The sequence below is a fragment of the Streptomyces sp. NPDC058864 genome (assembly GCF_042742985.1).
In the GTDB taxonomy this organism is placed as follows: Bacteria; Actinomycetota; Actinomycetes; order Streptomycetales; family Streptomycetaceae; genus Actinacidiphila.
Genome location: NZ_JBHYMQ010000055.1, coordinates 30,106 through 49,676, shown reverse-complemented (window position 1 = coordinate 49,676; position 19,571 = coordinate 30,106). Strand labels below are relative to the sequence as shown.

Genomic DNA, 19,571 nt, shown 5'->3' with positions numbered 1-19,571 from the left:
GGCACCCCCGGCCGAAGGCCGGGGAAGGGCAGCCGGCGACACGGCCCGGCGCACCCGGCTCTCACAGCCGAGGAGACGGGACTCCCGCCTCAGGACGTCGAGCGCGGCCCGGAGTCCGTCGGCGGCTGCCTGGAACGCCCGCGTCCTCTCCGGCCCCGGGGTCGGAGAGGGCACCGCGCCGACACCGTTCGGGAAGTCGTCCGGAACGGCCGCGACGAACCGTGCCCGGGTGCTCCTGCGGAGCCCCGTGCACCGCTCGAGCCCGGCCCCCGGTCGGAGCCTGCCGATGGGTACCCGCGTGGCGGTGGGTCAGTACGTCGTCGGACACCTGGTGAGGACTCGTGTACCCGTCCACGGCGCCTGACCCCCTCGTTGTTCCTGGCCCGGCGTTGCCGGATCGGCGGCCGCCGCGGTCACGCCGGGGCGGCCGCGGGCAGGGTCACCTCCCAGGTGTCCACCGCGAAGTGGAGGCCCATGCCGTGTGCGGTGTACAGCCGCAGGGCCCCCGTGGCGTTGTCGGTGTCCACCCCGAGGCCGAGGGTGTCGCGGCCGCGGGCGGCGTAGATCCCGAAGGCGTGGCGCAGCAGATGGCCGGCGACGCCCCGGCCCCGCGCCTCCTCGCGCACGCCCAGGCTGCTGATCCACGCCATCGCCGCGCGGTCGTCACGGGTCAGTGCCGCGCCCACGTCCCCCGCGCCCTCCAGCGATGCGATCCACACCAGCGACCAGTCGATGCCCGAGCCGAGGTCGTCGAGCCACTGCCGGTAGGTGCGCCGCTGGTGGTCGAAGTGCTCCGCGAAGGTCTCCTGCAGGAGTTCGTGGGCGCGGCGGCGGTCGGCCTCCGCCGTGCAGTCGCGCAGCGTGAGTCCCGGCGGGAGCTCGGGGACGGTGTCCGCGGCGGCGGACAGCGGGCGGGTGAGGACGTGGTAGCGCCGTACGGTCTTCCAGCCGCGCCGCGTCAGGCGGGCGGTGTCCATCGTGGGCGCGGTGTTGAGGGCGAGGTGGACGACGGCCCGCTCCGCGCCGTTCTCCGCGGCGCGTTCGGCGGCCCGGGCCTGGAGGAGGTCCAGCAGCCGCTCGCCCGCTTGCTGATGTGCGGGCAGGACGTAATGGTCGACGTCGATGCGTTCGGCGCCGGAGTCGTCCCAGAGCAGCCCGAACGCGACGAGCGCGCCGTCCTCTGAGATCAACCAGGAGTTGCGTTCCAGGTCCGCCTCCGGGTGGACCAGCGACGACTCGACCGTGCCCAGGTCGGTTTCCGGCCGCCCGAGTTCCACGACGTCGACGGCGTTGAGCAGGTCGCGGATGACGGGAGCGTCCTCGGGGGCGGCCGGCCGCACGGTGATGGGCATGGCACAACTCTCCGTACCGCTACCGGCCCCGCGCAAACGTTTTTCGCGGCGACGGAGCCGGTCCTGCCCGGACGGGCCCGTCAGGCGTCGGTGTCGGCGTCCGCGTCTTCGTCGGTCCCTGCGTCGCGCCGGGCGGGCACGGTGGCCTCCACGGCCTCGACGGCCCCTTCCGGGGAGTCGGCGCCCTCGGTGGCCGAAGCAGCCGAAGCAGACGAAGCAGACGAAGAGGTGGATGCGGCAGGTACGGCGGTCGCGGCCGACGCGGCGAGTACGGCCGGTACGCCCGCCGCGACACCCGCCGGTACCGCGGGCGCCGCCAAGGGCGGCAGGACGTCGAGGTCGGCGTCGTCGGGTCGGCGGTCGCGGCGGACGTCACCGACGATGAGGGCGACCACAGCCGCGGAACCGACGAACTCCAGCAGGCTCTGCGAGATGTCGACGGCGGTCACGGGCATCGTGCCGACGGCGTAGCCCCACAGCTCCGTGAAGGCCGAAGGCATCATGAAGAGCGACAGGCCCACCGAGAAGCCCGTGGCGGTCGGCCGACGCCGGGCCGCGAGCAGCATGCCGGCGCCGCACAGCACGGTCAGGCACACCCACTGGTACGGCGACGGAACCGCGAGGATCGCCCGCCCGCTCCCCTTGCCGACGATCAGGTCGGTGAGCACACCGGGCCCGACCTGAACGGCCGTCACCGCGTTGCGGCCGATGTAGAAGACGTTGAGCACCGCGAGCAGCAGACCGGAGGCGGTGGCGGTCACCTTCACCGGGCGGACGCCGCCCGACACCGAGTTCGAGGCGGCGGCCTCGTACTCCATGTGCCGGGCGAGCAGCAGGAGACCGCCCAGGACGAGGGAGAGCACCACCGCGAGGACGGCGGTGCTGCCCACCGCGTTGAGCGAGGCGCCCTTCAGGGTGCCGAACCACGGGTCGGAGGGCGAGTCGAGCAGCAGGTACCAGACCGCGGGGAGGCGGAAGCCGAGGGTCACGGTGCAGGAGGTCATCAGCAGGCCGCCCGCGCCGCGGGTGCGGAACAGGGCCGCCAGGCCGGCGCAGAGCTGCAGCGCCGCCAGACCGAGGTCCAGCGAGGAGGTCGCCGACAGGCCCGGCACCCAGCCCGTGGTCCACAGCGACCAGGCGCCGGGCAGACCGCGGACAGCGATGTCGTAGAGCAGCCAGAACGCCGTCTGGGCGAACAGCGCGAGGCTGAGCAAGGCCACGGCTATCCGCACTTGATTGATCGACATCCTCGGACGGTTCATGGCGCGCTGTCCCCTCGACGGCCAAACGTGGTTGAGTTCACAACAATCCCAATGACGGACCAGAGCATAAACGGTCACCCGTGTGCCCGCGCCAATCCACCCCCGGCGTGCCGACCTTGTGGAACCGTGCGGGAACGGCAGGCCAACGGGGTATGAATGACGGCCCATCAGTGCGACCCCGGCGGACCCGTGGAAGGACCGGAGGCGTGATCCAACGGACAGTGCGGTAGCGGGAGTTGAGAGTGCACCTGCACTCGCGTCGACGACGCGGAGCACGACGCCACCGCACCTCGCCGCCCCCGGCGGTGGACCTGGGGGAGGGACTGTCGGCGCCGCATGATGGGATGCCCGGGAACACCACCGCCATCGCCCCCGGGGAGAACACGCCGATGCCTCCGTACCCTTCGCTCACCCACGCCCTGGCGGAGGCCCTCGTGGACCTCACCTGGTTCGTCGAGGACGCGGACGACGAGCGCATGGACCAGGACGACGCACTCAAGGCCCTGGACGGTGTGGCCGCCGTCGTCGGCTGCATGACGGAGGGCCAGCGGGCCGAGTTCCTGGACCTGCTGGGCGCGATGAAGGCGGCCGAGAGGGATCCCCGGCGCCGCGCGTTCCTGGAGGACTTCCCCGAGGACTTCGGCGTGGTGGAGTGACCTGCCCGGCTCAGCTGCGCGCCAGCCGCGGGTCGAGGAGGCGGTGCAGCCGGTGGGCGACGGGACGGAAGCCGCGGCGCGGCCAGAACGCCGACGAGAGCGGGTTCGCCGCCCGCCAGTCCGTCACGCACACGCGGAATCCGCGCCGGGCCGCGTCCGCGAGGGCGTGCTCGGTGAGCCGGCGCCCCACACCGCCGCCCCGGCACCCGGGAACGGTCGCGGCGAGGAGCAGTTCGACCGAGCCGCGCGGCGCCGTGAGCGAGGCCTCGTCCTCGGGCACCGGCCGCATCACGCAGAAGCCGCGGACCCCCTCGGGACCCTCGGAGAGCCAGTACGACACGGTGGGGTCCTCCAGCAGCTCCAAGTGACCCGGCCGCAGGCCCTCGTAGAAGGACGGTTCGATGAGGGCGAAGACCGGTGGGCCCGTGTGCGCGTCGGCGACCAGGCGGAACAGCGGCTCCAGCGCGGGGAGGTCCGGCGGCCCGGCGGCCCGCACGTCGTCGTGGAAGCCGGACGTCCCCGCGGACAGGTCCGTCACCGCGTGGACCTGTTCGTACGCGAAGCACTGCGACAGCCAGACCGGCAGGTCGTCCGCGGCCGCGACCGCGTAGTGGTGCAGCCGCCCCTCGCCGAGCCACGGACCCGACAGGTCCGCGTACAGCGCGCGCAGGACGTCCTCGTCGTGTGCCGCGTAGTGCCCGGGTCCCGTCCACACATGCCGTCCGCGGACGTCGTCGCCGGGTACGGCGAGCAGGTATCCGGCGAGCGAGCCGTCCGCGGACTCCGCGACCGCGCCGCGCGCGCCCTGCTCCCAGGCGCCCCGCAGCAGGGCCGCGCAGGAGGCCGGTGAGACGAAGCCGGTCCCGAGCGCCGCCTCCCGGGCGAGGTCGCGGCGGTGGCGGGCGGCGAGGAGGCCGGCCGCGGCATCGACGTCGGACGCCGCGAACGGCCTGGTCGTCGGCGCGTTCACCAGTGGGTCCTTCCTTCCGGGGGTCAGCCCTTGCGGGCCTCGATCAGATAGCGCTGCGAGTGGGCCACGAAGGGCCCGTGGCGTTCCATGAAGCCGTACAGCTCCGCAAGCCGCTCGCGGTAGGCGTCCACCGTGAAGCCCGGCACGATCCAGATGACCTTGCGCAGGAAGTGGACCACGGCGGCGATGTCGTGGAACTCCATGCGCAGCGCCTCCTGGCGCAGGTCCACGACCTCCAGGCCCGCCGCCTCGGCGCGTGCGGTGGCCTCGACCCCGCTGGAGCCGGCGGTGGTGGTGAAGGGGTCCCGCGTGTGCGCGGCGACCGGTTGCGGCCCCATCAGGTAGTCCGTCAGCTCCCGCACCGAGCCCGCGCCGACCTGCTGGGACAGATAGGTGCCGCCGGGGCGCAGCACCCGGCGCACCTCGTCCCAGCGGGTCACCACCGGATGCCGGCTGACGACGAGGTCGAAGTGGCCGTCGGGGAAGGGGAGGTCGGCCGAGTCCTCGGCCTGGACGACGGTGGCGCCGAAGGGCGCCAGGTTGCGGCGGGCGATCTCCAGGTTGGGTGCCCAGGACTCCGTCGCCGCGACCACCGGCGGGGCGAGGGGCACGGTCGCCAGGACCTCCCCGCCGCCGGTCTGGATGTCGAGGACGGCCTCCGACCTGGCGGCCCGCTCCGCGAGGAGCTTGGCGTAGCCCCAGGCCGGGCGCTGTTCGGTGGCGCGGCCGGTGAACCAGGAGAAGTCCCAGCCCTCGGTCGGGACGGCCTCCCCCTCGGCGAGGAGATCTTGGAATGCGGACATGGGCGCGAGGATGGCAGACGTGCCCGGCGGGGCGCATCCGGATTACGCCGCACCGGGCACCGCCCGGCGCCGGGTCGTCAGCAGCCCCTCGCCAGGGGGGTGAAGGACATCGGCGTGCCCTCGTCGGCGCCGGCGGCTTTGCCGTAGGTGGCCGAGTCGACCTCGTACCAGACGTCGTCGCGGGTGCGTTCGCCGCCGACGTCGTCCAGCTCGACGCACCAGCGCTCCGCCGACACCACGCGGGTGTAGGCCTCGGTGCCCTGCTGGACCTTCCGGCAGTCCTTGTAGTGCTCGGTGGTGTACCAGGTCCGGGTCGACCTGCGCTTTCCGGAACCGCTCGAGGACGTGTGCCGCACCCGGCGGGTGCGGTCGGTGCACCGCTGCACCATGTGCGGGCGCCGCCCGGGGGCCGTCCTGCGCGCCACGTGCCGGTGGTCGTCCAGCAGCCCGGTGACGGCCGGGTCCGCCTTCGCGACCGGGGCGCGGGTGCCGGCGGAAGCGGCGGCCGACGGCCCGGATCCGGCCACGGCGCCGGAGTCCGGGCTCCCGCAGGCGCCCAGCAGGAGGGCCAGGAGCGCGGTGGCCACGGCGGCGGGGTACGGGCGGCGTTGTCTCTGCACTTGTCTCCTCGATGAACGTGAACGTGAAGGTGACCTCGGACGCGGACTGCGTCGCGGGCGGCCGGTGCCCGCCCGGATCATGACGCGATGCGGGCGGACCGGGTTCCCGCGACATCCGCCCGGTTGTGTCGGCGTCCTGACGTCACCCGCCCGTTCCTGGCGTCCGGTGGCCGAACGCTGGGTAGGAACCGGGACGGGGATGGCTGGAAGTCGTAGTCCTTGCCCGGGTCGCCGATGGCCCGGGAAGGGGGGATCTCGGTGGTGAAGACGTCTGCGTTCGTCCGTATCGACGGCCCGGCAGGACGGGCCGCGCACAGCGGGACCGTACGGGAGCGGGCCGGGGGGCCCGTCCGCATACCGGGCCCGTCACTGCTCAATTCCGGCCTGCGGCAGGTGGAGCCGCAGGTCATGGCCTGGGCCCGGCACTCCGGTCTGCTGTCCGCGCTGACCTCCGGTCAGGCCGGCCGGGAACGGCAGGTCGCCATGGCCGGACACGTGTGGCCGTGGGCGGCCCCGGCCCGCCTGACGGAACTGGCCCGGCTCACGCTCTGGATGTTCGCCGTCGACGACGGCAGCGACACCGGCCCCGCCACGGGGACCGGAGCGCAACTCGACGCCATGGCACGTGCCGTCGGCGGCCCGGCGCACGCGGTGCCCGCGTCGGCGCCGCCGGCGGTCCGCGTCCTGGGCGAGCTGGTGCCGCGGGTGACCGGCGCCATGGGACCCGCCTGGGGCGACCGCTTCCGCCGCCACCTGGTCGCGTGGATCCGCACCAACCAGGACATGCTCCGGATCCGCGCCCGCCACGAGGTGCCCACCCCCGAGGCGTACGTGTCCTGGCGGCGGGTCTCCGGTGCGACCGGCTGGTTCTTCGACCTCATCGAGTACGCCCAGGAGTCGGAACTGCCCCCGGCGATCTGGTTCTCGCCGGCCTGCCGCGCGCTGCGCGAGGCCGCCGCCGACGTCATCGGCTGGACCAACGACCTGTTCTCGGTGGAGAAGGAACTGCGCTCCGGGGAGACCGCCAACCTCGTTCTCGTCCTGCGCCACCACCACGGCCTGACGCTGGACGAAGCCCTCGACGAGGCACTGCTGTGGCACGCCCGCCGCGTCGCCACCCTGCGCACCGCGACGCGCGACCTGTACGCCACCGCCCTCGCGACCGACCTCACCCCGGCCCAGCTGGCGGCGGTCTGCCAGTACGCGGACGGCATCCACGCCTGGGCCCGCGGTTTCCTCGACTTCTCGATGGCCTCCGCCCGTTACCGTGCCCCGGGGGGATAGCCGGCGGTACCACCGGGCATGCACCACGGGGGAGCACCGGGGGAACGGGGGAGTGACGCGATGGCTGCCGGGAGGGGCCGCACCGCGGGCGCGGCGGGTTGGCTGCTCAGGATGTTCGGGGGTCTGGCCCGGCCCGCCCTGACCCTGCTGCTCGGCCCGCCCGGGGCGGTGGCCGGGGCGGCGACCGAGACCGTGGCCGCCTCGGGAGGCAGGGCGCTGGAGCAGACGGCCGGCCGCAGGCGGGCGCTGCCCGGTCTGCTGCGGATCTCCCGGCGCGGTACGGCCCCGCTGGTCGCGGACGTGGACGACCCCATCGGCCTCGGCGTCCACCCGGCCGCGCCGGGCGGCGGCGGGACGGCGGGCTTCGGCCGCGTCCCGGTGTTCGTCGGCCGTGACGCGATGCCGCAGGCGGAGGCGGTGCTGAGCGGCGGCCGCGGTTTCCTGCTGCTGGTGGGGGACTCCACGGCCGGCAAGACCCGCCTGGCGTACGAGGTGGTGCGCAAGCACTTCCCGCGCCACCGGCTGGTCGTGCCGGACAGCCGCGAGGCGATGGTCGCGCTGGTCGACCCGGTGTCCCGGTGGCACCGGGCCGTGGTGTGGCTGGACGACCTGGAGAACTACCTCGGCGCGGGCGGGCTGACGGCGGGTCACGTACAGCGGCTGCTGGACGACGGGCCGGCACGGGTGGCCGTGGTGGCGACCATGAGCGCCCGTCAGCACATCCGCTTCGGCGCCCGCTCCGCCGCCGACGACGAGCCCGGCGGCGACGTCCTGCGCTCGGGCCGCGAGGTGCTGCGGCTGGCCTCGGTCGTCCGGGTGGACCGCACCTGGAGCGAGGCGGAGCTGGCCCGGGCCCAGCACCACACCGACGACCCGAGGATCAGGGCCGCCGTCAACGGTGCACGGACCGGCAGCCGAGGCGTCGCCGAGTACCTGGCCGCGGCACCCCAGTTGCTCGACGACTTCCGCAACGCCTGGGCGGCCGGCGCCCGTCCGCGGGCCGCCGCCCTGGTGGCCGGGGCGGTGGACGCACGGCGCGCCGGGCACCACCAGCCACTGCCCGAGGACGTCCTGCGCCGCCTCCACGAGATCCACCTGGAACTGCGCGGCGGCAGCAGCCTGCGGCCGGAGCCGTGGGAGGAGGCGCTGCGCTGGTCCACCGATCCCCTGCACGCCACCTCCAGCCTGCTGCTGCCCCGCGACGACGGCGCGTACCTCGCCTTCGACTACCTGCACCAGACCCTGGACGAGCAGGTGCCCCCGCCGCGCATCCCGGACGCCGTGTGGGAGATCCTCATCGACCACGCGACCCCGGTGCGTGCCCTGGACATCGGCGCGACCGCCTACCAGCGCGGCGACCTGCACCATGCCATGGCCGCCTTCGACAAGGCCGGGGCCGACCCCGGCCAGCTGCCCCGGCAGTGGTACGCCACGTGCGTGGGGGAGGCGGGCGATCCCCGGCGCGCCGCGGACCTCTACCGTGAGCTGGTCGTGGAGGCAGAGCTGCGAGGCGGCCCCGACGCCAAGGAGACGCTGGAGAACCGCAATTCCCACGCCCGCTACGTCGGCATGGCAGGGCACCCCGCCGAGGCCGTCGACCTGCTGCGAGCCGTCATCGAGGACCGCACCCGCGTGCTCGGCCGGGAGAACTCCCACACCCTCAACAGCCGCAACAACCTCGCGCTGTTCCTCGGCGAGACCGGACGGCTCGACGAGGCGGTCGCCGAGTTCCAGTCCGTGCTGGCCGACCGGACCCGGCTGCTGGGCGCCGACCACCCGCACACCCTCAGCAGCCGGTACGGCTACGCCTACCTGCTGGGCGACGCCGGCCGCCCCGGGCAGGCCGCCCGGCTCTTCGACAGCCTGGTGGCCGACCGGACGCGGACCCAGGGCCCGTACCACCCCTACACCCTCAACAACCGGCGCCACCACGCCCACTTCCTCGGCGAGGCAGGGCACGCCGCCCGTGCCGCCGGGCTCTTCGGGGAACTCCTGCAGGACTGCCTGAAGGTCCTCGACCCGCTCCACCCGGACACCCTCGCCTCCCGCCACGGCCGGGCCCGGTTCCTGGGCGAGGCGGGCGACCCCGGCCGCGCGGCGGCCCTGCTGGACGCCCTGATCCAGGACGGCCGCGGAGCCGCCGTGCACGGGCCGGACAGCCCCATCCCGCTGCTGTGGCGGCGTTACCAGGCGGTTTTCCTCAGCGAGGCCGGGGCGGCGGAGGAGGCCGTACGGCTCCTCGACGCGCTGCTGGCCGAGAGCCGCGAGATCCTCGACGCCGGGCACCCCCAGCTGTTCGCGGTCCGTGCCGCCCACGCCCGCTGCGTCCTGCGGGCCGGCCGCACCGCCGAGGCCGCCGGCCGGTACGAACAGCTCGTCGAGGACTGCCGCGACCGGCTGGGCGACGACCACCCCCAGACGCTCACCGCCCGCGGCGGGCGTGCCCGCTGCCTCGTCGCCGCCGGCCGCCACGGGGAGGCCGCGGACCTGCTGGAGATCCTCGTCCAGGACCGCACCCGGGTCCTCGGCGACGACCACCCCTCCACCCTCAACAGCCGCAACGCCCACGCCTGCTCGGTGGGCGCGGCGGGCGACGCCTCGCGCGCCGCCCGCCTGCTGCGCCAGCTCCTCCAGGACCGGGTGCGGCACCTCGGTGAGGAGCACCCCTGGATCGCCCGCACCCGGGAGGAGCTGGCCCGCTTCCCGTGACCGCGCTGCGGATGCGCCCCAGCGCGGGGTCGGTCGCGGTCAGTCGCGGTCAGTCACGCGTGACGTGCCCGTCGACCAGCCGCCACAGGCCCAGCGGGTTGGCCGGGGCCAGCGCCTCGGGGAGCAGCGCGTCCGGGAAGCCCTGGTAGGTGACAGGCCGCAGGAAGCGTTCGATCGCGCTCATGCCGACGGAGGTGAAGCGGCTGTCGGTGGTGGCCGGGAACGGGCCGCCGTGGATGGTGGCGTGGCCGACCTCCTGCGGGTGGGCGAAGGCGTTCACCACGATCCGGCCGGTACGGCGCTCCAGGACCGGCAGCAGGCGGGCGGCCTGCGGGTGGTCCGCCTCCTCCAGGTGCATCGTCGCCGACAGCTGGCCGCGGAAGCCGCGGGCCGCCTCCGTCATCTGCTCCGGACCGTTCAGCCGGACGAGCAGCGCCGCCGGTCCGAAGACCTCCTCGGCCAGCGAGGGGTCCGCCAGGAACCGGTCCCCGTCCACCTCGAGGAGCTGCGCGCGGCCCTCGTGGGCACCGTCGGGCCCGGGGCCGGCCGCCACGGTCGCGGCTCCGGAGTCGCTCAGGCGCCGCACCCCGCGTCCGTAGGCGTCGTGGATGCCGGGGGTGAGCATCGTCCGCGCGCCCATGGCGCTCACCCGCGCCGCGGCCGCCTCGCGCAGCTCGGCGTACCCCGGGCCGTCGACGGCGAGCAGCACGGCCGGCTTCAGGCAGGCCTGGCCGACGTTCACGAGCATGCGCTCGGCGAAGCCGTCGCCGATCTCGCCGCCGCGCGCCGCCAGCGCCGCCGGCAGGACGAAGGTCGGGTTGACGCTGGTCATCTCGGCGAAGACCGGGATCGGGTCGGGGCGCAGCTGCGCCCGCCGGTAGAGGGCCATGCCGCCGCCCTCGGAGCCGGTGAAGGTGACCGCCTTGACCAGGGGGTGGTCCACCAGGGCCTCGCCGATCGCGTTGCCGGCGCCCCGGACCATCGAGAAGACGCCCTCGTGCAGCCCGGAGTCGGCGACGGCGCCCTGGATGACGCGCCCCTGCAGCTCCGAGGCACCGGGGTGGGCGTTGTGGGCCTTGAGGATCACCGGGCAGCCCGCGGCGAGCGCGGCGGCGGTGTCGCCGCCCGCGACCGAGTAGGAGATCGGGAAGTTGCTGGCGCCGAAGACGGCCACCGGTCCGATCGCGATCTTCTGCATGCGGTGGTCCATGCGCGGCCTCGGCTGCCGCTCCGGCTGGGCCGGGTCGACGGCGGCCTGCCGGAACCGGCCCTGCCGGACGACGTCGGCGAACTGCCGGAACTGCCCGGCGGACTTGACCGCCTCGGCCGCCAGCTGCGCGACCGGGAGGCCCGTCTCCAGGGCCGCCCGCTCGGCCAGTTCGTCCTTGACCGCCTCGAGCCGGTCCGCGATCAGCTCGAGGAACGCGGCGCGCTCCTCCAGGCCGGTGCGGTTGTAGGTGTCGTAGGCCTCGTCGGCCAGCCGCGCGGCGCGGTCGACCTCGGCCGCCCCGCCGAGCGCGAACTCCGGTCCGACCGGTGTGCCGGTCGCCGGGTCGAGCGCCTTCATCGTGCCCTCGGACGCGGGGACGGACGACGCGCCTATCAGCATCTCTCCGGTCAGTCGCATGTCAGTGGTCTCCGTTCTCCAGCGTCTTCACCAGGTCGGCGGTGGTCGTGATCGAGTGGGCGTAGGTCGGGCCGTTGAGCTCGTGGGCGGCGTGCATCATCTCGGGGCGGTATGCCGCGGTGGCGTCCCGGACGAGCGTCACGTGGTAGCCGAGCTCCATGGCGTAGCGGCCGGTGGACTCGATGCAGGTGTTGGCGAGCAGCCCGATGACGATCACGTGCGTGATGCCCTGCTGCTTGAGCCGGAAGTCCAGGTCGGTGTTGGCGAACCCGCTCTGCGACCAGTGCTCCTGGATGACCACGTCCCCGTCGGCGGGCCGGAAGTCGGGGTGGAACTCGCCGCCCCAGGTGCCGAGGGCGAAGGTGTGCCGCTCCTGGATGATGCGGTGCGTCGGGTTGGGGTGCTCCCAGTCCTCGTAGTCGCCCTCCTGCCAGCGGCGGTGGGGGACGAAGAAGACCTTCTGGCCCGCCGCGCGCCCCGCGCCGACGACGGCGCGGAGGTTGTCGAGCAGGCCCACTTCGGTGGCGACGGGCTCCAGTACGGGCCAGACCTTGCCGCCCTCGGACAGGAAGTCGTTGTAGGGGTCGACCAGCAGGATCGCCGTGCGGGTGGGGTCGTAGGTGTCGGTCATGACGCGTCCTTTCCCAATCTGGAGTATTTGCATCATCCTCATTCAGGATTACGCTCGTCATCCTGAAAGTCAAGGAACGATGGCGAGGTATGACGATGACCCCTGACGAACTGCGCGAATCCCTGATCGGCGCCTGGCGTCTGGTGTCCTACGCGGCCACGGACGTCAGGACCGGCGAGGTCGTCGAGCCCTTCGGGCCGCGGCCGCGGGGGCTGATCACCTACGGCCCGGACGGGCACATGTCGGCCCAGATCATGCGGGTGGGGCGGCCGGACTTCCGTCACGGGCGGCTCGAGGAGGGCCTGCCAGAGGAACTGGCCGCGGCGGCCGCGGGCTACCTCGCGTACGCCGGCACCTTCGAGGTCCCGGCGGAGAACACCGTCGTGCACCGCGTCGAGATGAGCCTGTTCCCCAACTGGGTGGGCGGTTCCCAGACGCGCATCGCCGACCTGGACGGTCGTGTGCTCCGGCTGAGCCTGCCCGGCGCCGGCAGGATCTGGGGCGCGCTCCGCACCGGCGTCCTGACCTGGGAGCGCGTGGGGCGGTAGCGGTGATCCCCCGCGTGGGGAAGCGGAGCGCGGGCCGCGGGCCCGCGCTCCGCAGGGGGTTCGGTCACGCGCGTGCGGCGGGAGCCGCGGCGATGCCGGTGTCCGTGTCGGTCCCGTCGGTCCCGGCGCCGTCGCCCCGCCCTGTGGCGGTGCGGCGGGCGCGGAGCATGTACCGGGCCAGCGTCAGACCGGCGAGCAGCAGGAAGCCCAGGCCGCCCGCCACCACGCCGTGCCAGCCGTAGGCCGAGAAGAGCACCCCGGCGACGCCCGAACCGACGGCGCCGCCACCGAAGACCGCGAACATGTACACCGTGTTGAGCCGCCCCCGGATGCCCGGCGGCGCGGTGAAGATGCGGGCCTGGTTGGCTATCTGGCCGCTGGTCACCCCGTAGCCGAGGAGGTTGCAGCCGACGGCGAGGACGACGAGGGATCGCCCCGCGACCCCGAAGAGCGCGAAGGCCGCCACGGCCGCGACGACGGAGAGGGTGTTGACCGTCAGTGGCCCCCATCGGTCGGTGAGCCGTCCCGAGTAGCGGGCGGCCAGTGCGCCCGGCACGCTGCACAGACCGAAGAGGCCGACCACGGCCGGGCCCAGCCCGATCGGCGGCGCGGTGAGGTGGAAGGCGAGCGTGGACCAGAAGGCGGAGAAGGAGGCGAAGACCGTGGCCCCCAGTGCGGCCGAAAGGCGCAACGGGGCGTGGTCCACCAGCAGTCGGGGGAGCGAGGCCAGCAACCGCCCGTAACCGCCGGAGGCCGCGGCGCCGGCGGGCCGCCCGGCCGGCATGTAACGGGGGAGGACCAGCAGTAGCGCCGCCGTGGCCGCCGCGGCGACCAGGAAGCCGGCCCGCCAGGTGCCCGCGGCCTCGGCGATGAGCCCGGAGGCGGTGCGGGAGAGCAGGGCGCCCATGGTCAGCCCCGTGCCGACCGCCCCCAGGACGCGTCCGGCCTGGCCCGGGGCGGCCATGGAGGCGACCGTCGGCATGATCACCTGCGGGAGTACGGTGCTCGCCGAGAGCACGAGGGTCGCCAGGCCCAGCAGGGCGACGGACGGGGCGACGGCGCCCGCCAGGAGCGCGACGGCGGTCACCGCCAGCAGGACCCGGGACAGCCGGCGCAGCCGGGCCCGGTCCGCGAGCGGGACGACGGCCACGATGCCCAGCGCGTAGCCGATCTGCCCCGCCGTGGCCACGAGCCCGGCGGCGGAGGCGGAGATGCCGAAGCCGCGGGCGATCTGGTCGAGGAGCGGCTGGGTGAAGTAGATGTTGGCGACCGTGATCGCCGTCGCCGTGGCGAAGACGGGGAGGGTGCCCCGCCTGACGTCCGGCTGGGTTCCTGCGGTGGTCATGGGTGGTCCTCGCGGAGGGTTCGCGGGCGGGCGGGGAGGGGCGGCGGGCCTGCTCCGGTGGAGGCTCGTGCCGGGAGTGATCCTGGATGATTGGTGTCATCTAGATATCCATCAGGATGATGGACGTCATCCTTCGTGTCAAAGATCCATGCGGGGGTTCATGTGGGCGCCGGCCGGCGGACCGGACCTCCGGTGCCCTCCTGGTGGCGGCCTGGACGGTAGGGGTGATGGGCCTGGGTGCTTGTTCCGCCTGGGGTCCCGTCGTGCGGTCCTGTTCGCGCGGAAGGAGCCCGAGGCTCCGGGGGTCCGGCCCGGCGAGGGCGGTTCGGCCGCCGGGCCGGCGGGCGTGCTCCCGGGAGGGGGTCGGGGGAGGTGTATGATGTCCGTCATCCACATGGGTCGGGTCGGTCCGACGCACACCCGGGAGGTCAGGCCATGGGTCACTCACAGGCGGCGAAGGCCGAGTCGCGCGAGAAGGTCCTGCGGATCACCGCCCGGCGGATCCGCGAGGAGGGCATGACCCGTCCCGGCGTCGCGGACCTCATGAAGGAGGCCGGACTGACCCACGGCGGCTTCTACAAGCACTTCACGTCGCGCGAGGACCTGATGGGCCAGGCGGCGGCGCTTGCCCTTGCCGACGGCGAGGGCAAGATGGCCGAGTCCGCCCGAAGGAACCCCGAGGCGCCCCGCTCGGGGCTGATCGACGCCTACCTCAGTGCCCGCCACCGGGACGCTCCCGGTACCGGCTGCGCCCTGGTGACCCTCGGCGCCACCGCCGGTCGCGGCGACGAGGCGTTGAAGCAGGCGTACGAACTGCAGGTGCGCAAGTACCTCGAGCTCATCGGCGAGGCCGCGCAGGGTGACGACCCCGACGCCGCCCGGGCCGACGCGATGGTCACCCTCAGCGCCCTCGTCGGCGCCATGCTGATGTCGCGCGCCGTAGCCGATCCTGAGCTGTCCGACGAGATCCTGGCCACGGTCGCCGGGCGGCTGAAGGACACGGACGCGCACGTGCCCGCCGAGGTCTGACCACACCCCCGCCGGCCGTTACGGCCTCCGGCCGCACGCGTGGTGGTCCTGGGGCGCTCGTGGAATGAACCCTTTCACCCCCTTGTACGGTGGTGAGCGTACGAGTACCGGGAAAGCCGCGAGGGCGGACCATGGCGACACGGATCCCCTCCCTGGTCGGCCGGCAGGCCGAGACCGAGGCGATCGAGGCGCTTCTGCGCCCCGCGGACGGCCACGGCGGCGCCCTGGTGCTGCGGGGCGAGGCGGGGATCGGCAAGACGGCGCTGCTGGCCCTCGCGCAGGAGCGGGCGGCGGAGCAGGGACGACGGGTGCTCGCCCTGGCCGGCGTGCAGGCCGAGTCCCACCTGCCGTTCGCGGGCCTCCACCAACTCCTGCGCCCGGTGCTCCAGGAGACCGGCCGCCTTCCGGAGCGGCAGCGCGAGGCGCTGCTGGCCGCGGTCGGTCTGCGCGACGCAAGCCGCCCCGAACCCTTCCGCATCGCCCTCGCCGTGCTCGGCCTCCTCGCGGAGTGCGGCTCCGACCAGCCGCTGCTCCTGCTCGTCGACGACGTCCAGTGGCTCGACCGGCCCACCGGCGACCTGCTCGCCTTCGTCGCCCGCCGGCTGTCCTCGGACCCCGTGGTGCTGCTGGCAGCCGCCACCCAGGCCGAGACGGAGGCACCGGTCTGGGAAGGAGTCGAGGAGCTTCCGGTGAGCCGGCTGGACGCCGACCACGCGGCGCGGTTGCTGGACGCCGGCGCCCCCGCCCTCGCGCCCTTCGTCCGCGCACGGCTGCTGGAGGAGGCCGACGGCAATCCGCTGGCCCTCGTCGAACTCCCCCTGGCGGTCGAGGGCCTGGAGTCCGTCGCGGTCATCCCGCGCTGGCTGCCGCTGACCGTCGGCCTGCAGCGCGCCTTCGAGACGCGGTTCCGGGACCTCCCGGAACCCACCCGTACCCTGCTGCTCGCCGCCGCGCTCGACACGGAGGGGGCGACGGGCGACGTCCTGACCGCCGCCGGCGCCGTGACCGACGGCCCCGTCACCGTCGACGCCCTCGTACCCGCCGGCGACGCCGGGCTCGTCCGCGTCGACCGGGACGCGGTGCGTTTCCGCCATCCCCTGGTCCGCTCCGCGATCCACCAGGCCGCGTCCGTCACCCGACGCAACGCCGTGCACGCCGCGCTCGCCACGGTCCACGCCGCGCGTCCCGACCGTGCCGTCTGGCACCTGGCAGCGTCCACCGTCCCCCCGGACGGGACGGTCGCCGAGGGGCTGGAGCGGTGCGGGGAGCGCGCGCTGCGCAGGGGCACCGTCGGCGCGGCCGTGCACGCCTTCGAGCACGCCGCCGCCTTCGCCCCCGACGGCGGCCGCCGGGTGGACCTCATGCTGCGCAGCGCGGAACTGGCCGTCGGCCTCGGCCGCCGCGACCTCGTCCGCCGTCTGGTGCGCGGCACCGAGCGGCTGGAGCTGAGCCACAAGGACACGGCCCGCCTGCTGTGGATCTCGGAGTCCCTGACCGTCTGCGGGGGCCGGGAGCCGGTCGCCGTGAGGACGCTGCTGCGCACCGCCGAACGCATGCGCGCCGACGGCGAGACGGCCCTTTCGATCCGGCTCACGAGTGCCGCCGCCGCTCACCTCTACCGCGGCAACGGGGAGCCCGCGCTCCACGAGGAGGTCCTGCGCACCGCCGACCGCCTGGCCGCCGAGCGGGACGGCCGGTGCGACACGGCGGGCGCCGCCATGCTGCTGATCGCCGCGCACGCCGCGCCCGTCGAGCGCGCCGCAGCGGTGCTCCAAGCCGCCCGCGCCGTGGCCCACCGGACGGACGACGCGGCGGCGATGCACATGACGGCCCGCGCGCTGTGGTGCGTGGGCGCGCCCGAACGCGCGGACCCCTTCCTCACCGCGGCCGTCGAACGCTTCCGCCACCAGGGGCGACTGGCGCCGCTCGCGGAGGCGCTGGCCCTGCGCGCCTCGGGACGGGCTGCCATGGGGCGGTGCGATCCGGCGCTCCGGGACGCCGACGAGGCCCGCGGGCTCGCCCGGGAGACCGGCCAGCCCGAATGGGAGGCCACCGCGCTCACCGTGCTCGGCTGCGTCTCCGCCCTGCGCGACGACGCGGCGACCGCCCACCTGCTGATCGGGCAGGCCCGGACCATCGCCGTCCGCCTCAACTCCCCCCTGCTGCACGCGACGGTGGGCATGGCGCGCGGCACGGCCCTGTCCTGCAGCGGGGACCACGCCGAGGCGTACGCCCAGTTGCGGTGGCTGACCGACCCGGCCGACCCCGGGCACCATGTGATGACCGCCCTGTGGACCGTGGGCGACCTCGCCGAGGCCGCCGCGCACTGCGGCGAGAAGGACGAGGCGAGAGCGGTCCTGGAGCGGCTCGCACCGCTGGCCGGCCGGACCTCCGCGGCCCGGGTGCGGCTGGCCGCCCGGCACGCCCGTGCGGTCCTGGCGCCGGGGGACGAGGGGGAGGCCGCCTTCGCGTCCGCCCTCGACGCCGACCTCACGGGCTGGTCCCTGGAACGGGCGCGCCTGCGGCTCGCGTACGGCGAGTGGCTGCGCAGGCAACGCCGCGTCCTGGAGTCCCGCGCCCCGCTGAGGGCCGCCCGCGACACCTTCGACGACCTGGGCGCCACGGCCTGGAGCCGGCGCGCACGGCAGGAACTGGAGGCCACCGGCGAGACCACCCGGCAGCGCTCGCCCCGGGCCGCCGACCGGCTCACGCCGCAGGAGCTGCAGATCGCGATGCTGGCTGCCGAGGGCCTGTCCAACAAGGAGATCGGCGCGCGGCTCTACGTGTCCCACCGCACGGTCAGCACCCACATGTCGCGGATCTTCCCCAAGCTCGGCGTCACCTCGCGCAGCCAGCTCGCGCGCCACTTCCCGCCCGGGGCCTGACACCGGTGGCGCGGTTCAGGCGGCGGCACGTTCGGCCGGGCCGCCGTCCCCACCGCCCTCGTCGCCCGGGCCGCCGTCCCTGATGAGGTCGGCCGCCCGTTCGGCGATTGCCAGCACGGTCGCGTTGGGGTGCGCCGACACGGCGGACGGCATCACCGAGGCGTCGGCGACCCGCAGCCCCGCCACCCCGTTCACCCGGAGTTCGGGGTCGACGACGGCGTGGTCGTCGGACCCCATGCGGCAGGTGCCTCCCGGATGGAAGAAGCTGCCGACGCTGCGCCGTACGTAGCCCTCCAGGAGCCCGTGGCCGAACGCGGCCGGCCCCGGCAGCACCTCCTCCTTCCGCCACACGTTGAGCACCTTCTCGCTGCCGATCTCCCGGGCCATGCGCACCCCCCTGATCAGGCTCTCGACATCGGAACGCGCGGACAGGAAGTTCGGGTCGACCAGCGGCGCGGTACGGGGGTCGGCCCCGGCCAGCCGCACCGTTCCCCGGCTGCGCGGCGTCATCAGCCCCACGCCGAAGCTGTAGCCGTTCCCCGCGCCCACCAGCGTCGGCGGCACGTAGGGCGCGCACAGGAACAGCAGCTGGATGTCGGGAGCGGTGTCGGCGTGCGTGCTGGACAGCGCCGCTGCGGCGTCGAAGGCGGGGCCCGTCGGGGCGGGCACCTCGCGGGACGCGGAGAAGTTGACGACGGTGACGGGGTGGTCGTGCAGATTGCTCCCGACGTCGCGGAGGTCCGCCTCGACGCCGATGCCGTGCGACCGCAACTCGTCGGCCGGCCCGACGCCCGACAGCATGAGCAGGTGCGGTGAGCCGACCGCACCCGCGGCGAGGACGACCTCCCGGTCGGTCCAGGCCCGTTCGAGGACGCCGTCACGGCGGTACTCCACCCCCGTGCACCGACCGTGGCGCAGCAGGAGCCGGTGGACCTGCGCCCCCACGACCACGGTCAGGCCCGACCGGTGCAGGGCCGGCCGCAGGTAGGCGTCGGCGGCGCTCTGCCGGGTTCCGTCGACGATGTTCAGGTCCAGCCAGCCGCCGCCCTGCTGGTGGCGGCCGTTGAGGTCGGTGCTGATGGGGTGCCCCGCCGCCTGCACGGCGCTCAGGCACGCGGGGGACAGCGGGTGGACCCGGTGCGGCGGCGCGACCCGCATGGGTCCCTCGGTGCCGCGGAACGCCGGGTCACGGCCCGCGGCCAGCTCGCTGCGGCGCAGGTAGGGCAGCAGGGTGCCGAAGTTCCAGCCGGTCGCGCCCCCCTTCTCCCACGCGTCGTAGCCGCTCCGGTGCCCCCGCAGATGGACCATGGCGTTGATGCTGCTCGATCCGCCCAGCGCCTTCCCGCGCGGATAGGGCAGCACGGCCCTGCCGGCCCCGCGCTGCGCGACGGTCCGGTCGCCCCAGTCCATCCCGCTGCCGATCAACCGCATCCACCGGGGCGGCGCGGACGAGCCCGTCGCGACCCGGGCCGGCCCGGCCTCCAGGAGCAGCACCCGGGCCCGTCCGTCCTCCGAGAGGCGCGCGGCGAGCACGCACCCCGCGGTCCCGCCACCGACGACGATGTAGTCGTAAGCCGTCATCGCAGACCTCCGAGTCGACGCGTCCGCGGTCGCCGGTCCTCGGCCGCGGACACAGCAAAAACTAGGGCGAAAGCAGATGAAAGGCGTCCGTCAAGCTACGTAACGGCGGCTCCTCCGGCGCCCCGCCATCCGTACCGCCGTACGTCATCGTCCCGGAGGCCGCCACCGCCGCGCCGATGGGTGATGACATTCATCCTTTATGTCGCTTATGTGTGGTGTGCGTACGATGGGAAAAGTCCAGCACGGGGGCCACCCGGCCCGGGCGCGGT

The 19,571-nt window shown here is 74.5% G+C and carries 15 protein-coding genes; 6 read left to right on the top strand and 9 right to left on the bottom strand.

What is annotated here, in order from left to right; translation table 11 throughout:
- Positions 1-413 precede the first annotated feature (413 nt).
- Both ACFW3D_RS31160 and ACFW3D_RS31155 read right to left on the bottom strand, forming a co-directional pair.
- Positions 414-1,352, bottom strand: a complete 939-nt coding sequence (locus ACFW3D_RS31160; protein ID WP_500509774.1) for a GNAT family N-acetyltransferase — start codon at positions 1,350-1,352, stop codon at positions 414-416.
- 80 nt (positions 1,353-1,432) lie between these two features.
- Positions 1,433-2,599, bottom strand: coding sequence for a hypothetical protein (locus ACFW3D_RS31155; RefSeq protein ID WP_500509771.1), 1,167 nt, complete (start codon positions 2,597-2,599; stop codon positions 1,433-1,435).
- Positions 2,600-3,003: 404 nt separating this feature from the next.
- Here ACFW3D_RS31155 and ACFW3D_RS31150 point away from each other — a divergent pair, with 404 nt between their 5' ends.
- Complete coding sequence (locus ACFW3D_RS31150) at positions 3,004-3,270, top strand: hypothetical protein (RefSeq protein ID WP_500509768.1); 267 nt, start codon at positions 3,004-3,006, stop codon at positions 3,268-3,270.
- A gap of 10 nt (positions 3,271-3,280) precedes the next feature.
- On the opposite strand, the gene ACFW3D_RS31145 is transcribed toward ACFW3D_RS31150, so the two are convergent.
- From ACFW3D_RS31145 to ACFW3D_RS31135, 3 genes are all read right to left on the bottom strand, one after another.
- Complete coding sequence (locus tag ACFW3D_RS31145) at positions 3,281-4,240, bottom strand: GNAT family N-acetyltransferase (protein WP_500509765.1); 960 nt, start codon at positions 4,238-4,240, stop codon at positions 3,281-3,283.
- 23 nt (positions 4,241-4,263) lie between these two features.
- The gene (locus ACFW3D_RS31140) at positions 4,264-5,043 is read right to left on the bottom strand and encodes a class I SAM-dependent methyltransferase (protein WP_500509762.1); all 780 of its coding nucleotides are present in this window, start codon (positions 5,041-5,043) and stop codon (positions 4,264-4,266) included.
- A gap of 77 nt (positions 5,044-5,120) precedes the next feature.
- Complete coding sequence (locus ACFW3D_RS31135) at positions 5,121-5,663, bottom strand: hypothetical protein (protein ID WP_500509760.1); 543 nt, start codon at positions 5,661-5,663, stop codon at positions 5,121-5,123.
- 258 nt (positions 5,664-5,921) lie between these two features.
- On the opposite strand from ACFW3D_RS31135, the gene ACFW3D_RS31130 reads away from it, so the two are divergent.
- Together ACFW3D_RS31130 and ACFW3D_RS31125 are read left to right on the top strand one after the other, a co-directional pair.
- The gene (locus tag ACFW3D_RS31130; protein ID WP_500509758.1) at positions 5,922-6,947 is read left to right on the top strand and encodes a terpene synthase family protein; all 1,026 of its coding nucleotides are present in this window, start codon (positions 5,922-5,924) and stop codon (positions 6,945-6,947) included.
- A gap of 60 nt (positions 6,948-7,007) precedes the next feature.
- On the top strand, positions 7,008-9,656 hold the full coding sequence (locus ACFW3D_RS31125; RefSeq protein ID WP_500509756.1) for a tetratricopeptide repeat protein: 2,649 nt from the start codon (positions 7,008-7,010) through the stop codon (positions 9,654-9,656).
- 49 nt (positions 9,657-9,705) lie between these two features.
- Here ACFW3D_RS31125 and ACFW3D_RS31120 read toward each other — a convergent pair whose 3' ends face one another.
- Entirely contained in the window at positions 9,706-11,283 is a 1,578-nt protein-coding gene (locus ACFW3D_RS31120; RefSeq protein ID WP_500509754.1) for an aldehyde dehydrogenase (NADP(+)), read from the bottom strand.
- Position 11,284: 1 nt separating this feature from the next.
- Positions 11,285-11,914, bottom strand: coding sequence for a cysteine hydrolase family protein (locus tag ACFW3D_RS31115; protein ID WP_500509750.1), 630 nt, complete (start codon positions 11,912-11,914; stop codon positions 11,285-11,287).
- 89 nt (positions 11,915-12,003) lie between these two features.
- Between ACFW3D_RS31115 and ACFW3D_RS31110 the strand changes: the two genes are divergently transcribed.
- On the top strand, positions 12,004-12,462 hold the full coding sequence (locus ACFW3D_RS31110) for a lipocalin-like domain-containing protein (RefSeq protein WP_500509748.1): 459 nt from the start codon (positions 12,004-12,006) through the stop codon (positions 12,460-12,462).
- A gap of 64 nt (positions 12,463-12,526) precedes the next feature.
- Here ACFW3D_RS31110 and ACFW3D_RS31105 read toward each other — a convergent pair whose 3' ends face one another.
- Positions 12,527-13,807 (bottom strand): MFS transporter, encoded by a 1,281-nt coding sequence (locus ACFW3D_RS31105; protein ID WP_500509745.1) that lies wholly within the window; start codon positions 13,805-13,807, stop codon positions 12,527-12,529.
- Between the two features lie 435 nt (positions 13,808-14,242).
- On the opposite strand from ACFW3D_RS31105, the gene ACFW3D_RS31100 reads away from it, so the two are divergent.
- Together ACFW3D_RS31100 and ACFW3D_RS31095 are read left to right on the top strand one after the other, a co-directional pair.
- Positions 14,243-14,836 (top strand): TetR/AcrR family transcriptional regulator, encoded by a 594-nt coding sequence (locus ACFW3D_RS31100; protein WP_500509743.1) that lies wholly within the window; start codon positions 14,243-14,245, stop codon positions 14,834-14,836.
- Positions 14,837-14,967: 131 nt separating this feature from the next.
- Positions 14,968-17,721, top strand: a complete 2,754-nt coding sequence (locus tag ACFW3D_RS31095; protein ID WP_500509740.1) for a helix-turn-helix transcriptional regulator — start codon at positions 14,968-14,970, stop codon at positions 17,719-17,721.
- Positions 17,722-17,736: 15 nt separating this feature from the next.
- Here the strand turns inward: ACFW3D_RS31095 and ACFW3D_RS31090 are convergent, their stop codons facing one another.
- Positions 17,737-19,302 carry a GMC family oxidoreductase gene (locus tag ACFW3D_RS31090; RefSeq protein ID WP_500509737.1) on the bottom strand — a complete coding sequence of 522 codons (1,566 nt, stop codon included), beginning with the start codon at positions 19,300-19,302 and terminating at the stop codon, positions 17,737-17,739.
- Between the last annotated feature and the right edge of the window lie 269 nt (positions 19,303-19,571).